The following is a 16,937-nucleotide window of genomic DNA, read 5'->3' as shown; positions in this document are numbered from 1 at the left end:
CGAGGTAATTTACTGCTAACTGCAACTACCTACTGAATTAATATTGTTCATCATCAGATGGGAAACTCTTGCTTTTTACATCGTCACGGTAGTCTTTAAAGGCTTTGGTCATTTCTTTATGAAGATCGGCGTATCTTCTAAGAAATCTTGGATTAAATTCGTGTGTCATTCCCAGCATATCGTGTATTACTAAAACCTGGCCGTCAACTCCTTTTCCGGCACCAATTCCTATCACCGGAATACTGATACTCTCAGCTACTTCTTTTGCAAGTTTTGCAGGAACCTTTTCTAATACAATAGCAAAGCAACCCAGGCGTTCCAGTAATATCGCATCAGATTTTAGTTTTTCGGCTTCTGCTTCTTCTTTAGCACGAACGGTATAAGTTCCAAATTTGTATATAGACTGTGGAGTTAATCCTAAATGTCCCATCACAGGGATCCCGGCATTAAGAATACGTTTCAGGGATTCTTTGATTTCTTTTCCGCCTTCAAGTTTAACCGCGTGCCCGCCGCTTTCTTTCATAATTCTAATAGCAGATCGTAATGCCTCTTTTGGGTCACTTTGATAACTTCCGAAGGGAAGATCTACTACTACAAGGGCACGGTTTATGGCCCTTACCACGCTGGTTGCGTGATAGATCATTTGATCTAAAGTAATAGGAAGTGTAGTCTCGTGTCCCGCCATTACATTACTGGCAGAATCTCCCACTAAAATCACGTCAATTCCCGCACCATCCACAATTTTCGCCATAGAATAGTCATAAGAAGTCAGCATCGCAATCTTCTCCCCATTCTTCTTCATATCTACCAGAGACTTGGTGGTGACTCTTTTATATTCTTTCTTAGCTACAGACATATTTTTAATTTTGGAAGGTAAAAGTACAAAAACGAGGGGTTTTCAGGCAAGGGAGCCAGTGTTATTGTTTTTGAATTTCAGTATATAAAGTTTCCAGAAGCTCTCCATCATCGCCGTGGTATTGCCAAAACATCGCGCCACCAAGATTATTCTCTTTAATAAATTGAGCTTTTTCTTTTATAGATTGAGGATCGTCATAAGTAATAAATGTTCTGGTAGCTTCACGCCAAAGGAACGGCGCCTTAGCTTCTTTATCCCAATGGCGTTCATATTTGCCTGTTTTTACACTATCCTTTAATTCCCGGTAATTTATACTGAAAGCATTGCCTGAAGCTTTTTGATGTAAACCAAAGTTTTTGTTTTCTGTCTCGTGCCATCCGCGACCATAGAAAGCCACGCCCACAACAATTTTTTCTGAAGGAACTCTGGTAGCCAAATGTTCTTTTACAGCAGTCTTAGTACTCTGTTTATAATCATCAGGATCTGTCTCTGAAACATATAAGTTGGTATGATGGGATGTGAAATCGTTCCAGCCACCCTGGTAATCGTAACTCATAATATTTATAAAATCCAGGTAGGGATGGATCTTGTCCAATTCTACGTGATCTAAATACTCCTGGTTAGCTGCCGTTGCAATGGTGAGTAAATAATTTCTCTGATCTACCTGGCCTAGAGAATCTAATTTTTTTCTGAAAAGCTTTAAAATTAAACTGAAATTTTGTTCATCCTCGGGGGAGTGAATATTTCCGGCTCCCGGCTGCCCGGGATATTCCCAGTCTAAATCTATGCCATCAATTTTGTGGTTTTGAAGAAAGGAAATTCCACTGTTTGCAAATTGCTCCCGTGCAGTTTTGGTAGCAACTGCTTCAGAGAAACCTCCAGACCAGGTCCAGCCCCCAACCGAAATCAGGATCTTTAGATCGGGATTGTCTTCTTTTAAGCTGTTTATTTTCTTTAATCTTTTTTTGTCTTCCGGATTACCCTCTATAACTTCTCCATCCTGAATATTGGCAAAAGCGTAGTTGATGTGAGTAAGTTTTTCCGCAGCAATTTCATCAAATTTATCATCTACATTATCACTCATAATATACCCAATAATTTTTTTTTGCTGCTTTTCTTGAGCTTGCAGTAGAAGATTACCAAAGAGAAAACTAAGACATAAACAAAAGTAAATAAGAGAGCCTTTTTTCATAATTCAAAGGATTAGTGTGCAACTTTAAAATACTAAATTAGCGTTATTAATAAATGTATTCAAATGAAGAAGTTATTCCTAATTAGTTTTTTGCTTTTGTGTCAGGCAGGCTGGAGCCAGAATTCAGAGAAAGAAAACATCCAAGGCTTAATTGAAAGCTTTTTTGAGGCTTTCCACGAGCAGGATTCTACCAATTTAAAGAATTTTGCTCATTCCGAAATTAAAATGCAATCTGTAGCTATTGATACTGAAGGAAATACTAAACTTTCCACTACAGAATATACAAGCTTTTTGAAATCTATTGCTTCTATTCCACATTCTACAAAATTCGAAGAAAAACTACATGATTTTAAAATTAATACCAACGGGATGATCGCTAATGTGAGCACACCTTATTCGTTTTATATAAATGGAGAATTGAGTCATTGTGGTGTAAATACTTTCCAATTGATGAAGTCTGATGGAGAATGGAAAATTATTTACCTGGTAGATACCCGCAGTAAATTAGGTTGCAAATAATTACTCCTTTAGTGAGATTTATCCCGATTAGTATCGGGAGCTCTGAGACCTGGATCGAAATTTTTGGATTTCTTTCAATTAAACGTCATTTGGTCTGGACGGGTTATTTATTCTAAATCTTTTACACACCTGAAGCCTAGATGTTCCAGTCCGCTTTCTGGAGTAGAACTCATTCGCGCGGCGTTGCGATAACCGGTGCAATAAGATTCGCTGCATAAAAAAGAACCTCCGCGAATTACTTTTTGTTGTTCCGAATTAAAATATTCTTTAAAATACCCATCTGTGCGTTGTTCCAATTTTGAATAGGCATTGGGATAATAAGTATCCAAAACCCATTCCCAGGCATTTCCTGAGATCTCATAAAGTCCGAACCCGTTTTTTGGAAAACTTTTTACCGGCGCGGTTTTCGCAAATTCATCTTTGACTTCATTGGAAACCGGAAAATCACCCTGATGGAAATTGACAAATTCGGTAGCTACTTCAAAATCGTTTCCCCAATGATAGATTTGCTTTTCTTTTCCGCCCCGGGCCAGGTATTCAAATTCAGCTTCGGTAGGTAAGCGCTTTCCGGCCCATTTAGCATATGCCATTGCATCATACCAGGAAACCTGAACCACGGGATGATCTTCTTTCCCTGCAATAGAACTTTCTGGGCCTTGCGGATTTTTCCAGTTGGCTCCTTCTTTAAATTTCCACCAGGCTTGCGGATTGTCAGGGTCAAAAATCATAGCCCCGGGCGGGAAAGCTTCTCCATTAATCTCAAAACTACGTTCTGCTGTTGTCACGTAGCCGGTTGCTTCTACAAATTCACGAAACTGGGCATTGGTCACTTCTGTTTCATCTACCCAAAGCGTTTTAATAGTTTCTTTGTGCTGCGGAAATTCGTCCCGCCTGGCCTGCTGTGAATTTCCACCCATGATATATTCCCCACCTTCAATTTTCAGCATTCCTGAAGTCGATACCGAATCACGTTCTTCGATTTCAGCAATTTCTTCCATATACTTTTTGTGGTAGGACTTTTCCGTTTCCTGAATAGTTTCTTCGGAAGTTTCAGGAGTTTCTTTTTCCTCATTTTTACAGCTGAAAATTGAGCAACATATTAAAGAGATAAAAAGAAATTTGAAATACGAGGACTGCATTATTCTATTTTCGGCTAAAGATAAAGAAGAGGATAGAAGTGATGAAAATAAAAAAGCCACGAAATCCAAAAATAATATTCCTGAATTCGTGGCTACTTTTTAATCCTTAATTGAGGGTTTAATTCCCCGAGGCTTGCCTCGAAATTATAAAATAGTTTTCCGATTCATACCTCGTGGGCTTGTCCCGAGGTTCTTGATTGCTTAGAAAATTATGGTTTTAGAACCACTCTAAACCTTGCTTCGTTATTGATCATTCTATCGTAAGCTTCACTGGCTTTATCCAATGGATATTCTTCTATTTTGGGTTTTGTACCGGTCATAGCACTAAACTTTAACGTATCCTCAGAATCCATTGCGGTACCGCTTGGCCAACCTGCAACCGATTTTCTACCCATTAAAAGTTCCAACGGTGAAACTTCAATTGGATCTCCGGTAGCTGCCACCATTAGTAATTTTCCGTCTGTTCCGAGGCCTCCGACTACCGAAGTTATTGCTTCGCTGTTTGGAGCAGTTGCCAGAATGAGTTTTGCACCACCCAATTTTTGTAATTCTTCGGCAGCATCTCTTTGCCTGGCATTTATAAAATGATGTGCGCCCAGTTCTTTTGCCAGTTCCTTTTTACTATCACTGGTAGAAATTGCTACGGTTCGCATTCCCATTTTTGCTGCATACTGGAGCGCTAAATGGCCTAAACCGCCAATTCCCTGTACAGCAACTGTATCGCCGGCTGTAATTCCTGAATTTCGCAAGGCGTTAAAAACGGTAATCCCGGCACAAAGCAGGGGAGCGGCTTCAGCTGATGATAATTCATCCGGGATGTTTACTACGGCTTCCTGCGGGGCAGTCATAAACTCGGCATAACCGCCATCATAAGAGATTCCACTAATTTTCGCATTTTCACAACTAATAAAATCTCCACGCCTACAGGGATCGCACTCAAAACAATGGCCGCCATGCCAGCCAACACCAACGTGCTGACCTTTTTTCCAGTTATTTACCCGGTTACCTACTTCCTCTACAATTCCTACCACTTCGTGGCCCGGAACTCGGGGATATTCAATGCCTGGAAATGCACCTTCTTTTACAAAGGCATCACTATGGCAAATACCGCAGGCTTCAACTTTTATTAAGACTTCATTTTCTTTTGGCGAAGGTTTGTCTATTTCAACAACATGAAAATCACCGCCTTTTTCTTTTACCTGTACTGCTTTCATAACTATTTTTTTTGTTGGAACTTCAATTTACAAAATGGATAAAAGCTTCTATTCTAATCCTTTGTTAAATAAGCTTATAAAAGCTTGGGAAGCAGGAAGAATACTACAATCCCATTGTTCATTGCGTGCATAGCGATGGACCAGATAAGATTTCCGTTTTCAATTTTAATTTTTCCGAAGAAATAGCCGGCGATAATCCGGGGGAAAATAAGGACAAATAGAATAAGGTCTAATTGCCAGCCTTCCACATAATTCCAGATATGAACCAGACCAAAAAGTAATGCGGTTAAAAACCAGATTGCTTTGTAATTTCTGTATAGAAAAACCCGAAATATGCGAATTGCCCGTGCAGGTTTTAAAGATTGTAAAAAGAGGAAAACGATAATTGCCGATACAATCACCAGCGCGTACCTTAGTAAGGAATGGGCTTCCTGCGGAATAAAAGCCAGGCCTACAAAGGCGAGTACGGCACAAATAAAAATATATATTTCGGTAAAAGAAGGTCTAATGAGCGTTCTAAACATACTTTCTTCCAGTAGCGGTGCGATAATTACCGCCATAATCACAAACGCCAGCGGACTTTCGTTCATTAAATCGAATAGTTCTGTTTGCTGGTATTTCTCCAGGTCTAATTCTGGAATAAACGTGTTTAAAAATCCAAGCATAAAGAAAAACAGAAAATACGTCCCGATCATCAACCAGTAGTTGCGAAAGAGATTGCTGACTTTAGGCGGGATTTTTGGAAACTGCAAAGCTTTTATTTTAAATACTGCTGCAATTTAAAACTGTATTCCAACTAAGCAGCGATTTATTGGCGGATTTTATAACAAAAGATTGCCGCATCGCTTCGTTCTTCGCAATGACTATGCAATGATTTTGAGTTTACGTCATCAGAAACACTAACAACAAACCACAAACGAAAATTCATACCCACAACAGAGAACAGATCAACAACAGATTGCCGCATCGCTTCGCTCTTCGCAATGACTATAAATTATTGTAAGATCTTCTAACAATCACTCATATTCACTTTAACAGCGAGTCCGCCTTCTGAGGTTTCCTTGTATTTAGAATTCATATCTTTTGCGGTGTCCCACATGGTTTCAATTACTTTATCGAGAGGCACTTTTGCTTTGGTGGCATCGCTTTCCAATGCGATTTCGGCAGCGTTGATAGCTTTTATAGCGCCCATAGCATTTCTTTCAATACAGGGTACCTGTACCAAACCGGCAATGGGATCGCAGGTTAGACCAAGATGATGTTCCATCGCGATTTCTGCGGCCATAAGTACCTGCTCGGGAGTTCCGCCCAGCAATTCTGTCAAGCCACCGGCAGCCATTGCAGAAGACACGCCAATTTCGGCCTGGCACCCACCCATCGCAGCAGAAATTGTAGCGCCTTTTTTAAAGAGACTGCCAATTTCACCGGCTACCAGCATAAAACGTTTCATATCTTCAAAAGTGGCTTCGTGGTTTTCTATTACCATATAATACATCATAACCGAGGGCACGGTACCGGCACTACCATTAGTGGGTGCAGTAACCACACGACCAAGCGATGCATTTACCTCGTTTACGCTAATGGCAAAACAGCTTACCCATTTAAGGATTTGCCTAAATTTAACCTCGGTCCTCCTTATAGCGCTAATCCATTCTTTGGGCGAATTATATTTTTGTTCTTCAATAAGGCGTTGGTGCATTTCAAAAGAACGGCGTTTTACGTTGAGTCCGCCGGGAAGGGTGCCTTCAGTGTGGCATCCAATGTACATGGATTCCAGCATCACATCCCAAATTTGCTTTAAACCGGCATCTATTTCTTCTTCGCTTCTAAGCGATTTCTCATTTTCCAGAACGATTTCAGAAATAGGTTTGTTTTCGGCCTTACAATAGGCGAGTAGTTCTGTGGCTTTTTCTATAGGAAATGGAAATTCCAAAAAGCTTTTCATTTTCTTGCTGGCGTTTTTTCGTTCTTTTTTTACAACAAATCCGCCACCGATTGAATAAAATGAAGAAGAATTTTTCTTTCCGTTTCTAAGTGTGGCTCTGAAAGTCATTCCGTTGGGATGAAATTCAAGGAAATTACGATTGAATTTTACATCGTCGGCAATGCTAAAATCGATTTCCCGTTCCCCGTTAAGTTGAAGTTTTTTTGTATCCCGTATTTTTTCAATTTCAGTATCAATTAAAGAAATATCCATAGTTACGGGATCGTGGCCGCAAAGGCCTAAAATAGTAGCGATATCTGTAGCGTGGCCAATTCCGGTAAGGGAAAGGGAGCCATAAAGATCAATATGAATGTGGTTAACCTCATTAAAAGTTCCTTTTTGCTTTAATTCGGCAATCCAACGTTGTGCTGCCCGCCAGGGACCCAAAGTATGAGAACTTGAAGGACCAACACCCACCTTCAACATATCAAAAACGCTAATACATTCAATTTTCCGCATTGTATAACTCCTATTTTACTGCAAAAATAAGGATTTGTTAGTGTGATACCCTAAGAATTGAAGAAATATTAAAACGATTTCGTAACGAGTGAAGCGCAGATTTGGCAAGTGCTTTCAGTAAAAAATGACAACCTGTCATAAGTTTTCCGCTGGCATAATGATTGACTTTAACACTTCGAAGAATTGAAATCAATAATATAAAATATAACGAATAGAATTATGGGTAAAATAATTGGAATTGACTTAGGAACTACCAACTCTTGCGTTGCAGTAATGGAAGGTAATGAACCTACGGTAATACCTAATGCCGAAGGAAAAAGAACTACACCTTCTGTGATTGCATTTGTAGAAGGTGGAGAAATAAAAGTTGGTGACCCTGCGAAAAGACAGGCGGTTACTAACCCAACCAAAACCGTAGCATCTATAAAAAGATTTATGGGGAACAAATATACCGAATCTTCTAAAGAAGCAGGAAGGGTTCCTTATAAAGTTGTAAAAGGTGATAATGACACACCTCGTGTTGAAATAGACGGTAGAAAATATACTCCACAGGAACTTTCTGCAATGGTGCTTCAGAAAATGAAGAAAACCGCAGAAGATTATCTTGGACAGGATGTAACAGAAGCGGTTATTACCGTTCCTGCTTACTTTAACGATTCTCAGCGTCAGGCTACTAAAGAAGCCGGTGAGATCGCTGGTTTAAAAGTAAGCCGAATTATAAACGAGCCAACTGCAGCAGCACTTGCTTACGGACTTGATAAAAAATCTCAGGACCAGAAGATCGCTGTTTATGACCTTGGTGGTGGTACTTTTGATATCTCTATCCTTGAATTAGGTGACGGCGTATTTGAAGTATTGTCTACTAATGGTGATACTCACCTTGGTGGTGACGATTTTGATGAGGTATTAATCGATTATCTTGCAGATACTTTTCAGAAAGCTGAAGATATTGATTTAAGAAAAGACCCAATGGCACTTCAGCGTTTAAAAGAAGCTGCTGAAAAAGCTAAAATCGAGTTGTCTTCTTCAACTCAAACCGAAATTAATTTACCTTATGTAACGGCAACTTCAAGCGGACCAAAACACCTTGTTGAAACTATTAGCCGTTCTAAGTTCGAGCAATTAGCTTCAGAACTGGTAACTCGCTCTATGGATCCTGTGAAAAAAGCTCTTAGCGATGCCGGACTTTCAACAAGCGATATAGACGAAGTAATTCTTGTTGGTGGTTCTACTCGTATTCCTAAAATTCAGGAAGAAGTAGAGGCATTTTTTGGTAAGAAACCTTCTAAAGGGGTTAACCCGGATGAGGTTGTTGCTATTGGTGCAGCTATTCAGGGTGGTGTATTAACCGGAGATGTAAAAGATGTATTGTTACTTGATGTTACTCCACTTTCTTTAGGTATTGAAACTATGGGAGGAGTAAACACTAAACTTATAGAGTCTAATACAACGATCCCAACGAAGAAATCACAGACTTTCTCTACCGCGGCCGATAATCAGCCTTCAGTAGAAATCCATGTGTTGCAGGGTGAACGTCCAATGGCAGCCGATAACAAAACCATCGGTAGATTCCACTTAGATGGAATTCCACCGGCACCAAGAGGAACACCTCAAATTGAAGTAACTTTTGATATTGATGCCAATGGTATCATTAAAGTAAGCGCTACAGATAAAGCAACCGGAAAATCTCAGGATATTCGTATCGAGGCTTCTTCAGGATTAACCGAGGAAGAAATCGAAAAAATGAAGAAAGAAGCTGAAGCGAATGCTGAAAGCGATAAGAAAACCAAAGAAAAAGTAGATAAGCTTAACGAGGCTGATGCTATGATCTTCCAAACTGAAAAGCAGTTGAAAGAATTTGGTGATAAGATTTCTGAAGATAAGAAAAAGCCGGTAGAAGAAGCTTTAGAAGAATTGAAGAAAGCTTATGAAACCAAAGAGTTGGATCAAATAACTCCCGCTTTAGACAAATTGAACGAAGCCTGGAAAACAGCTTCTGAAGAAATGTATAAAGCACAAGCGGAAGCCCAGGGAGGCCAGGCAGGACCACAACAAGGTGCTACCGGAGCCGAGGGTGGCCAGAAAGGAGACGCTAAAACCGGAGACGACGTAGAAGATGTAGATTTTGAAGAGGTTAAATAGATAGCCTGTCTCGAGCGGAGTCGAGAGACTTATTCCGAACTTGCTTCGGAATCTTAAAACCTCAAGCTCAATCAGAGCAAATAACTAAAAGCGCAATCATTAATTTGGTTGCGCTTTTTATCCTACAAGGTTTTTAACCTTATAGGTACTATGCTGTGATGAAAGAAGAAATTTTAAGGCTTTGAAAAACTGAATTAATCTAAGCCAAGAAAGTATAATACAAATACACGAAATTAAAGGCCACTAAAAGGGCAAAACAGGTTAAGCTGAAAATCTTATAATTCCTGCCCGGGCGATGGTTTTCGGGCATTTGTTTTCCGGTAACGAGTTTGTAATTAAACCAGGCCAAAAAAGGAGCAGATAGAAATGAAAGTCCGGCAGCAAAATCTACCAGAATTGTAAAAGAACCGGAAAGGAAATACAAAATAGAAAGTGATAGTACCGGAATAATAAAAATGGAAGCACGGTAAATTTTCCATTTCTCTTTTTTGTCTTCAGGTTTATCCTTTTCCGGATTCTTTAATTCTGAAATTACTCTTGGGTAGGCATCGGTTACCGTTAGAACCGTACTCAGCATCGTAATAAAAGCTGCAACGGAAATTAAAGGCTTACTCCATTCTCCCAGGGTTTTTCCGTAGAGCTCCACCAACTGACTTGAAAACTCCACGCTGTTACCGGAAAATGAAGTCCCGCTGCCATACATTACTAACACGCCGAGAAGAAAGAATAATAAACCAATAAAAGCCGCAGAAAGATAACCAACATTAAAATCGGCAAAAGCACCCTTAACTGAAATTTTCTGTTTGTTTTGAATCGCTTTTTCTTTGGTCCAGATAGAATGCCAAACCGAAGCATCTAAAGGAATAGGCATCCAACCCATGAAAGCGATTATAAAACCTAAACTAGCAGTGCTCCAAAGCGAAGGCGGTTCGGTATTTACGGCTTCATTAACTGTGCCGACACCAAAAGCCATAACCACTGCAGCCAGCGTGGCCAGGGTTAGCAAGGTCACGATAACCTTCATACTTTTATCGAGGCCGGGATATTTTCCAATTAACAGCAAAGCTATACAGGAAATAAGAATGATGCCACTCCAGAGAAACGGCGACCAGCCAAAATTGAATAAACGCTCCGCCAAACCCGCGGTAACAATAGTCACTGCAGCCTGGATAATAAACATACTTCCTATTGTTATGAAAATATAGGTCCAGTAAGGAAACTTACCGAGTTTTTTATAACCGGTGATTAGATGATTTCCCGTGCCGGCGGCAAACCTGGGACCAAATTCCAGAAAAGGATATTTTGAAATACAGGCTACAATTAAAACCCAAATTAAGATAAATCCGTAATCGGCACCGGCTCTGGTGGCCTGAACTAAATGAGAAACACCAATAGCCGCCCCAGCCAGCAAAAATCCCGGACCAATACTTTTTAAAATCGATGTTTTAGAAGTAGTCGTTTTTTGTTTCATATAGAATACCTGATGAAAGACACCATTTGGTCACTTCGAGCACCAGCCTGAAGTTTTCATTCTGGCGGACAGTCAGGAAGTCAATTTAAGCAAATTCGGCAATAAGTTTAGTATTCACTTCGTGGCCGCCTTTATAATTTTTGATCTCAAAATTATTGGGAAATAATTCGTTTAATCGCTTTTCCTCTATTTTTATAATTCCGTTTTTGAGGTATTCGTCTTCTGTACCGTAGATAAAAGTGAAGTTCGTGTTTTTCAGAAACCTAAAATCTTCGGTAGTTAGTTCCGCAGGGACTTTTCCTGAATGCATAATCAGTTCATCGCAGTTAATTTTTCGCCTGGCAATCCATCGCGTTGCTACCGAAACTCCTTGCGAGTAACCTAAAATAATCAGTCTTGGTACATTTTCAAGATTTTCAGCTTTATAAACTTGATCCAAATAATTCAATACATTTTCGGTTTCCGCTTCAGTGCATTCTTTGGTTAGCCAGGAAGCACCCACGTGCTTATATTCGTTGTTCAGGTAATATTTAGACTGGGCCTGTGGGGCGATAATGTAATTTTCTTTGGCGTTTAAATGATTAAAATGCCTTAGGAAATACCGGCTTAAATAACCAATTCCGTGGCAAACCAACCAAACCGTTTTTGTTTTTTCAGTAAAATCGTTTAAAACGCTATACGTATTGGTAATTTGGTAAGAAAGCTGCTTTTCGGTACTCATTTTTCTGGGCTGGTTTTGTATTTTTACTCGATAATCGAGATTTTAAATGATCAGAGGCTTACCCTGAATCAAAAAAAATTATAAAATGCCTCGTGGGTTTGCCCGAGGTGGTTACAAAGAAACCAATCTTATTGCTATGACCAAAGAAGAAATCCTGGAGCTTTCTAAAAAGGTGTGCAAAAACACACTTATGGAAACCCTGGAAATTGAATTTACTGAAGTTGGGGACGATTATTTAATTGCAAAAATGCCGGTTAGCCCAAGGGTGCACCAACCCGATGGCGTATTGCACGGTGGTGCCAGCGTAGCTTTGGCCGAAAGTGTGGGAAGTATGGCCAGTTATGTTTTTTTGAATACTGAAGACTTTTTTATCCGCGGCATTGAAATTTCAGCCAATCATTTAAAAAGTATTGCTGAAGGTTTTGTGTTTGCAAAAGCTTCGTTTGTCCATAAGGGGCGCACTACGCAGCTTTGGGAGATCAGGATAACCGATGAAGAAGAAAACCTGATTTCTATTGTGAAACTTACTACCATAGCCTTGCCTAAAAAGAAATAAAAGATGAGCAGCGAAGATTTTTTTACAAAAATAGAAACGCAAGTACAAAGCGGAAACCCGTTTGTGGCTTATAGAAATCCTAAGGCTAAGAACGGGTTAACCAAAGCTTTACTTCAGGATTCAGCCGAAACTTTTAAAACTTCCGGGTTTAATGAAAGCGGATTTATTTTCGCACCTTTTGAAAATTCTGAAAGTGCATTCTTAATTCCTTCAGAAAATTCTGAAAGTATTTCTACAGAATATCCCGCTGAAAATTCTTCAGAAGTGAAGAAGCGAAACCAGGAATTTCCGCCGGCTTATACCAATACAGATTCTAAAATTCAGCACGAGAAATTGGTCCAAAAAGGAATTGAAGCAATTGAGAAAGGGGAATTCAAAAAAGTGGTTTTATCGCGCAAGGAAAGTGTTCAAACCCAATTGGAAGCACTTGGGATTTTTAAGAATCTTCTTAAAAAATATGAATCGGCATTTGTGTATTTCTGGTTTCATCCCCAAACCGGTACCTGGCTTGGCGCTACGCCGGAAACACTTTTAAGCGTAGAACGTAACAAATTCAAAACCATGTCCCTGGCCGGAACCCAGTCTTTTAAGGGAACCATAGAGGTTAATTGGGATAAAAAGGAAATCGACGAACAGCAAATTGTAACCGATGCGATTTTAGAAAACCTGGAAGACAAAATTTCTGGGAACATTCATAAATCGGAGCCATATACTTTGAAAGCAGGAAATTTATTGCATTTGCAAACCGATATCACCGGAATGCTGGATCTGGAAAAATCCAGCCTTAAAAGCTTGATTTTAGCATTGCACCCAACACCAGCCGTTTGCGGACTTCCGAAGGAAAAAGCGAAAAAATTTATCCTGGAAAATGAGGATTATGATCGTGAATTCTATTCTGGTTTTTTAGGAGAACTAAATATGAAAAAAGAGGTTAAGCGAAACAGTAATCGCAGAAACCAGGAAAACCGGGCTTACGGGAGCATCATAAAGCAGACTTTCTTATTTGTAAATCTACGATGTATGAAACTGGAAGCCGGGAAAGCCCGGTTGTTTATCGGTGGCGGGATCACCAAAGATTCCAACCCTGCAGACGAATGGCTGGAAACCGTAAATAAATCACATACCATAAAATCGGTGCTTGTTAAATAAGGTCAAAACCTACACCTGAAATGTTTTTGAAATTGTAATTTTGATTGGATTAAATAGCCTTTCGTCATTCTGTCCCGATGCTTCGGGATTATTTCAGAATCTTGGTTGTTATTCAGCTTAGAACCTGAAACGAGCCCGCCTGAACGGACGGGCAGGTTCAGGTTGACGTGATTACAAAACTAAAATGAAAAGACCTCACAGGTTTTTGAAACCTGTGAGGTCTGGGATTCAACTCTACAAAATAAACTTTGTGAAATATTCCAAAATACCTGTTGCCAGATCTATTGTGGCGCTTTGCGTTGCTAAAAATATAAATCACGTGGTTATTTCCCCCGGTTCGAGAAATGCGCCTTTAACCATTGGTTTTACCCACCATCCCGAAATAAAGCCTTATAGCATTGTAGATGAACGCTGCGCAGCTTTTTATGCTTTGGGAATGGCCCAACAATTACAAAAACCGGTTGCCTTGGTTTGTACGTCAGGCTCTGCTTTGCTTAATTATTATCCGGCGATTGCTGAAGCTTTTTATAGTGATATTCCCTTAGTGATCATTTCTGCAGACCGACCCATAGAGCGCATAGATATTGGCGACGGACAAACGATTAGGCAGAAAAACGTATTCGCAAACCATATTTTATATTCGGCGAATTTACATTCAGAGTTAGTTTTGGATTCTGAAGTAACCGATAAGAAACTTCAGCAAAAACAATTTGAATCGCAAAAACATAATGAGCGGGAAGTAAACCTGGCTTTAAACAAAGCGATAGAAGAAATGGGACCGGTACATATTAACGTTCCATTTTATGAGCCATTATACGATCTGGTGGAGAATGTAGAGGTAAATCCCATACAGATTTTACCGGAAATTAAAGAACGCACCTATACCGAAAATCAATTGGGTGGCTATGCCAAGCTTTGGAATAGGGCAAAGCGGAAAATGGTGATTGTTGGGGTGGCGCAACCTAATGTGGTTGAGCAGGAATTTCTGGAAAAACTTGCTAAAGATGAGTCGGTTATTGTACTAACGGAAACCACCTCAAATCTTAACCATCCCGAATTTTTTACAAGAATAGATACCCTGATTGGTCCTATTGAAAAGGACGAAAACAGTGAAGAATTATTTAAAGCGCTTCAGCCGGAAATTTTACTCACATTTGGTGGGATGATTGTTTCAAAGAAGATCAAAGCATTTTTAAGAAATCACCAGCCACAACAACACTGGCATATCGATCCTAAAAAAGCTTACAATACTTTTTTCTGTTTAAACAAGCATTTTGAGACTACTATAAATTCGTTTTTCACATATTTCTTTCCACTTATCGAAATCGGAAAAGGTGATTATGGAACCTATTGGAAAGAGGTGAAAAGCAAACGCCAAATTCGCCACGAAGAGTATATGGACGAGATTCCATACTCAGATCTAAAAGCGATGCAGGAAATCGTGCCCACGGTACCTGAGAATTACATTGTGCACCTGGGGAATAGTTCTACCATTCGTTACGCGCAATTATTTAAGTGGAAAGAAAGTCTGCGTATTTTTTGTAATCGCGGCACTAGCGGGATTGATGGGAGCATTTCAACTGCAATTGGCGCGGCTTGTGTAAATGGGGAACCCACACTGATGATTTCCGGAGACCTGAGCTTTTTCTACGATAGCAATGCGCTATGGAATAATTATATTCCGAAAAATTTCAGGATTATAATTTTGAATAATAACGGGGGTGGTATTTTTAGGATTCTCCCCGGAAATAAGAATACCGAGAATTTTGAAACTTATTTTGAAACCACGCATCAGCTTCAGGCGAAATCCTTAAGCGAAATGTATGGTTTTGAATATATGGCTGCTTCGACTTCAGAAGAAATAAAAGAATATCTAAAAGATTTTTTCAACGATTCGACTCAACCGAAAATTTTGGAAATTTTTACTCCACGAAAAATTAACGATGAAGTACTGCTGGAATACTTCAATTTTATGAAATCTTAAGATTTGAAATTCGCAGAAAACCTAGCTTAACAAATACTTAAAGGAAAGTGTTTTTAACTAATAAAAGATACAAATATTCTAAAAATCCGTTTTTTGACCAGGGAAACGGATTTTTTAGTTTTATGGAAAAGCCGCAAAATATAAAGTATCTTTGCACTCAAAATAAAGATTATGCTTAGAATTGGCGAAAATCATACGCTTAATATTGTAAGGGAAACCGAACCGGGACTTTTCTTAACGAATGCTGAAGGAAATGAAGTTTTACTTCCAAATAAATATATTCCCGAAACTTTTGAAATAGGGGACGAGATTGAGGTTTTTGTTTACCTGGACCACGAAGAAAGGCCGGTTGCCACTACTTTAGAGCCGCTGGTAAAACTCGATGAATTTGCCTTTTTAAAATGTGCAGAGGTAACTGAATTTGGGGCTTTTCTGGATTGGGGACTTGAAAAACATTTATTTGTTCCATTTAAGGAACAGGCTTACCCGATGAAAAAGGGTGGTCGCTATCTTATTTTTTGCTATTTAGATGAAGATACCGATCGATTGGTGGCTTCAAGTAAAGTGCACGCGTTTTTAGATAATTCTGAATTGACCATAGAGCCTTTTGAAGAGGTAGACCTTATAATTAGCAATAAAAGTGATTTGGGTTATAATGTGATTATAAACCAGTTACATTTAGGCCTGATCTATCACGATGATGTTTTTCAGGAAATTAACGTAGGTGATGAAATGCGTGGATTTATCACAAAAACACGTCCTGATGGAAAAATTGATGTGAGTTTACAACGTCCCGGTTACAGAAGTATTGAACCAAATGCCGAGCTGATCCTTGATAAATTAAAGCAAAATGAAGGTTATTTAAACCTTACCGATAAGTCTTCTCCGGAAGCAATTCACAGCCAGTTAGGAATTAGCAAAAAGAGTTTTAAACGTGCCGCCGGAAATCTTTATAAGCAAAGAAAAATAGATATTAAAGACGACGGAATTCACCTGAAAGAAGATTAGTAAAAGTAACGACCCCTGGGCGAGTAGTACTGAGAACCGTAATACATTCTTCGCTGTGTCTGCCTGTGAAGCGCGTTTTGGTAAATTCGCTGGTTCTGGTAATAGGGATTTGAATTAAGGGCGTCGTTATAAACTTCATCATTATTCCTAAGCCTGTAATTATCGGAGATCTCGAAAGCTTTCTTTTTTTGCGTAGAAGTTGTAGGTAAAGGGGTGCCAATATCTACCGTGCGTTTTTTCATATTACGCTGTTGCTCCAGAATTCCCACCATATCTACACTGGAGGGTTTATTTTCGTCTACATTTATAAATTCACCGCTGGGAAGATCAAAACTTCCTTTAAAGAACTGTTGTCCAAAACTAAGATCGCTCCATGAAGGTTCTATGCTGTAATTGCTAATTTCAAAATCGGCTATATCCCAGTATTCCTGGGCAGAAACAGAGGTTATACTTATTAAAAACAGGCTTAGAAATAGGAAGCGAAATTTCATTTTTAGGACTTTTGTCTTTAATATAGCAAAAACAATGCAAATGTATTTGCAG

The 16,937-nt window shown here is 39.3% G+C and carries 16 protein-coding genes; 7 read left to right on the top strand and 9 right to left on the bottom strand.

Features of this window, described 5'->3' with window-relative positions:
- Positions 1 to 37 precede the first annotated feature (37 nt).
- Both panB and LB467_RS05515 read right to left on the bottom strand, forming a co-directional pair.
- The gene (gene panB / locus LB467_RS05520; RefSeq protein ID WP_224473027.1) at positions 38 to 856 is read right to left on the bottom strand and encodes a 3-methyl-2-oxobutanoate hydroxymethyltransferase; all 819 of its coding nucleotides are present in this window, start codon (positions 854 to 856) and stop codon (positions 38 to 40) included.
- A 61-nt stretch (positions 857 to 917) separates the two neighbouring features.
- Positions 918 to 2,048, bottom strand: a complete 1,131-nt coding sequence (locus tag LB467_RS05515; protein WP_224473026.1) for a glycoside hydrolase family 18 protein — start codon at positions 2,046 to 2,048, stop codon at positions 918 to 920.
- A gap of 63 nt (positions 2,049 to 2,111) precedes the next feature.
- On the opposite strand from LB467_RS05515, the gene LB467_RS05510 reads away from it, so the two are divergent.
- A complete protein-coding gene (locus LB467_RS05510) occupies positions 2,112 to 2,567 on the top strand; it encodes a nuclear transport factor 2 family protein (protein WP_224473025.1) in 456 nt (151 codons plus the stop codon).
- A 107-nt stretch (positions 2,568 to 2,674) separates the two neighbouring features.
- On the opposite strand, the gene LB467_RS05505 is transcribed toward LB467_RS05510, so the two are convergent.
- On the bottom strand, positions 2,675 to 3,565 hold the full coding sequence (locus LB467_RS05505) for a formylglycine-generating enzyme family protein (RefSeq protein WP_224473024.1): 891 nt from the start codon (positions 3,563 to 3,565) through the stop codon (positions 2,675 to 2,677).
- A gap of 121 nt (positions 3,566 to 3,686) precedes the next feature.
- Between LB467_RS05505 and LB467_RS19165 the strand changes: the two genes are divergently transcribed.
- Entirely contained in the window at positions 3,687 to 3,809 is a 123-nt protein-coding gene (locus tag LB467_RS19165; protein ID WP_262901614.1) for a hypothetical protein, read from the top strand.
- 106 nt (positions 3,810 to 3,915) lie between these two features.
- Here LB467_RS19165 and LB467_RS05500 read toward each other — a convergent pair whose 3' ends face one another.
- The 3 genes from LB467_RS05500 to LB467_RS05490 form a co-directional block, all read right to left on the bottom strand.
- Positions 3,916 to 4,920 (bottom strand): alcohol dehydrogenase, encoded by a 1,005-nt coding sequence (locus LB467_RS05500; RefSeq protein WP_224473023.1) that lies wholly within the window; start codon positions 4,918 to 4,920, stop codon positions 3,916 to 3,918.
- Between the two features lie 74 nt (positions 4,921 to 4,994).
- Positions 4,995 to 5,672 (bottom strand): CPBP family intramembrane glutamic endopeptidase, encoded by a 678-nt coding sequence (locus tag LB467_RS05495; RefSeq protein WP_224473022.1) that lies wholly within the window; start codon positions 5,670 to 5,672, stop codon positions 4,995 to 4,997.
- 257 nt (positions 5,673 to 5,929) lie between these two features.
- A complete protein-coding gene (locus LB467_RS05490; protein ID WP_224473021.1) occupies positions 5,930 to 7,363 on the bottom strand; it encodes an L-serine ammonia-lyase in 1,434 nt (477 codons plus the stop codon).
- A gap of 219 nt (positions 7,364 to 7,582) precedes the next feature.
- Here LB467_RS05490 and dnaK point away from each other — a divergent pair, with 219 nt between their 5' ends.
- On the top strand, positions 7,583 to 9,505 hold the full coding sequence (dnaK, locus tag LB467_RS05485; protein WP_224473020.1) for a molecular chaperone DnaK: 1,923 nt from the start codon (positions 7,583 to 7,585) through the stop codon (positions 9,503 to 9,505).
- A gap of 199 nt (positions 9,506 to 9,704) precedes the next feature.
- Here dnaK and LB467_RS05480 read toward each other — a convergent pair whose 3' ends face one another.
- Both LB467_RS05480 and LB467_RS05475 read right to left on the bottom strand, forming a co-directional pair.
- Entirely contained in the window at positions 9,705 to 10,976 is a 1,272-nt protein-coding gene (locus LB467_RS05480; RefSeq protein WP_224473019.1) for an NRAMP family divalent metal transporter, read from the bottom strand.
- 85 nt (positions 10,977 to 11,061) lie between these two features.
- The gene (locus LB467_RS05475; RefSeq protein WP_224473018.1) at positions 11,062 to 11,697 is read right to left on the bottom strand and encodes an alpha/beta hydrolase; all 636 of its coding nucleotides are present in this window, start codon (positions 11,695 to 11,697) and stop codon (positions 11,062 to 11,064) included.
- A 136-nt stretch (positions 11,698 to 11,833) separates the two neighbouring features.
- Here LB467_RS05475 and LB467_RS05470 point away from each other — a divergent pair, with 136 nt between their 5' ends.
- The 4 genes from LB467_RS05470 to LB467_RS05455 all read left to right on the top strand — a co-directional run bounded on the left by LB467_RS05470 (position 11,834) and on the right by LB467_RS05455 (position 16,394).
- Positions 11,834 to 12,253, top strand: a complete 420-nt coding sequence (locus LB467_RS05470; protein WP_224473053.1) for a PaaI family thioesterase — start codon at positions 11,834 to 11,836, stop codon at positions 12,251 to 12,253.
- A gap of 3 nt (positions 12,254 to 12,256) precedes the next feature.
- Positions 12,257 to 13,402 (top strand): chorismate-binding protein, encoded by a 1,146-nt coding sequence (locus LB467_RS05465; RefSeq protein WP_224473017.1) that lies wholly within the window; start codon positions 12,257 to 12,259, stop codon positions 13,400 to 13,402.
- Between the two features lie 250 nt (positions 13,403 to 13,652).
- Complete coding sequence (gene menD / locus LB467_RS05460) at positions 13,653 to 15,386, top strand: 2-succinyl-5-enolpyruvyl-6-hydroxy-3-cyclohexene-1-carboxylic-acid synthase (protein ID WP_224473016.1); 1,734 nt, start codon at positions 13,653 to 13,655, stop codon at positions 15,384 to 15,386.
- A 171-nt stretch (positions 15,387 to 15,557) separates the two neighbouring features.
- Positions 15,558 to 16,394 carry a CvfB family protein gene (locus tag LB467_RS05455; RefSeq protein WP_224473015.1) on the top strand — a complete coding sequence of 279 codons (837 nt, stop codon included), beginning with the start codon at positions 15,558 to 15,560 and terminating at the stop codon, positions 16,392 to 16,394.
- Here the strand turns inward: LB467_RS05455 and LB467_RS05450 are convergent.
- A complete protein-coding gene (locus LB467_RS05450; protein WP_224473014.1) occupies positions 16,391 to 16,885 on the bottom strand; it encodes a hypothetical protein in 495 nt (164 codons plus the stop codon). The genes LB467_RS05455 and LB467_RS05450 overlap by 4 nt on opposite strands.
- Positions 16,886 to 16,937: the final 52 nt, after the last annotated feature.

This window comes from Salegentibacter tibetensis, assembly GCF_020164485.1.
GTDB classification, from domain to species: domain Bacteria; phylum Bacteroidota; class Bacteroidia; order Flavobacteriales; family Flavobacteriaceae; genus Salegentibacter; species Salegentibacter tibetensis.
This window is presented reverse-complemented; position numbering and strand designations above follow the sequence as displayed.

What these genes read in the sequence shown, in the direction of transcription:
- panB (WP_224473027.1), bottom strand. Translation starts at nt 856, where the DNA reads ATGTCTGTAGCTAAGAAAGAATATAAAAGAGTCACCACCAAGTCTCTG.
- LB467_RS05515 (WP_224473026.1), bottom strand. Translation starts at nt 2,048, where the DNA reads ATGAAAAAAGGCTCTCTTATTTACTTTTGTTTATGTCTTAGTTTTCTC.
- LB467_RS05510 (WP_224473025.1), top strand. Translation starts at nt 2,112, where the DNA reads ATGAAGAAGTTATTCCTAATTAGTTTTTTGCTTTTGTGTCAGGCAGGC.
- LB467_RS05505 (WP_224473024.1), bottom strand. Translation starts at nt 3,565, where the DNA reads ATGGAAGAAATTGCTGAAATCGAAGAACGTGATTCGGTATCGACTTCA.
- LB467_RS05500 (WP_224473023.1), bottom strand. Translation starts at nt 4,920, where the DNA reads ATGAAAGCAGTACAGGTAAAAGAAAAAGGCGGTGATTTTCATGTTGTT.
- LB467_RS05490 (WP_224473021.1), bottom strand. Translation starts at nt 7,363, where the DNA reads ATGCGGAAAATTGAATGTATTAGCGTTTTTGATATGTTGAAGGTGGGT.
- dnaK (WP_224473020.1), top strand. Translation starts at nt 7,583, where the DNA reads ATGGGTAAAATAATTGGAATTGACTTAGGAACTACCAACTCTTGCGTT.
- LB467_RS05480 (WP_224473019.1), bottom strand. Translation starts at nt 10,976, where the DNA reads ATGAAACAAAAAACGACTACTTCTAAAACATCGATTTTAAAAAGTATT.
- LB467_RS05475 (WP_224473018.1), bottom strand. Translation starts at nt 11,697, where the DNA reads ATGAGTACCGAAAAGCAGCTTTCTTACCAAATTACCAATACGTATAGC.
- LB467_RS05470 (WP_224473053.1), top strand. Translation starts at nt 11,834, where the DNA reads ATGACCAAAGAAGAAATCCTGGAGCTTTCTAAAAAGGTGTGCAAAAAC.
- LB467_RS05465 (WP_224473017.1), top strand. Translation starts at nt 12,257, where the DNA reads ATGAGCAGCGAAGATTTTTTTACAAAAATAGAAACGCAAGTACAAAGC.
- LB467_RS05455 (WP_224473015.1), top strand. Translation starts at nt 15,558, where the DNA reads ATGCTTAGAATTGGCGAAAATCATACGCTTAATATTGTAAGGGAAACC.
- LB467_RS05450 (WP_224473014.1), bottom strand. Translation starts at nt 16,885, where the DNA reads ATGAAATTTCGCTTCCTATTTCTAAGCCTGTTTTTAATAAGTATAACC.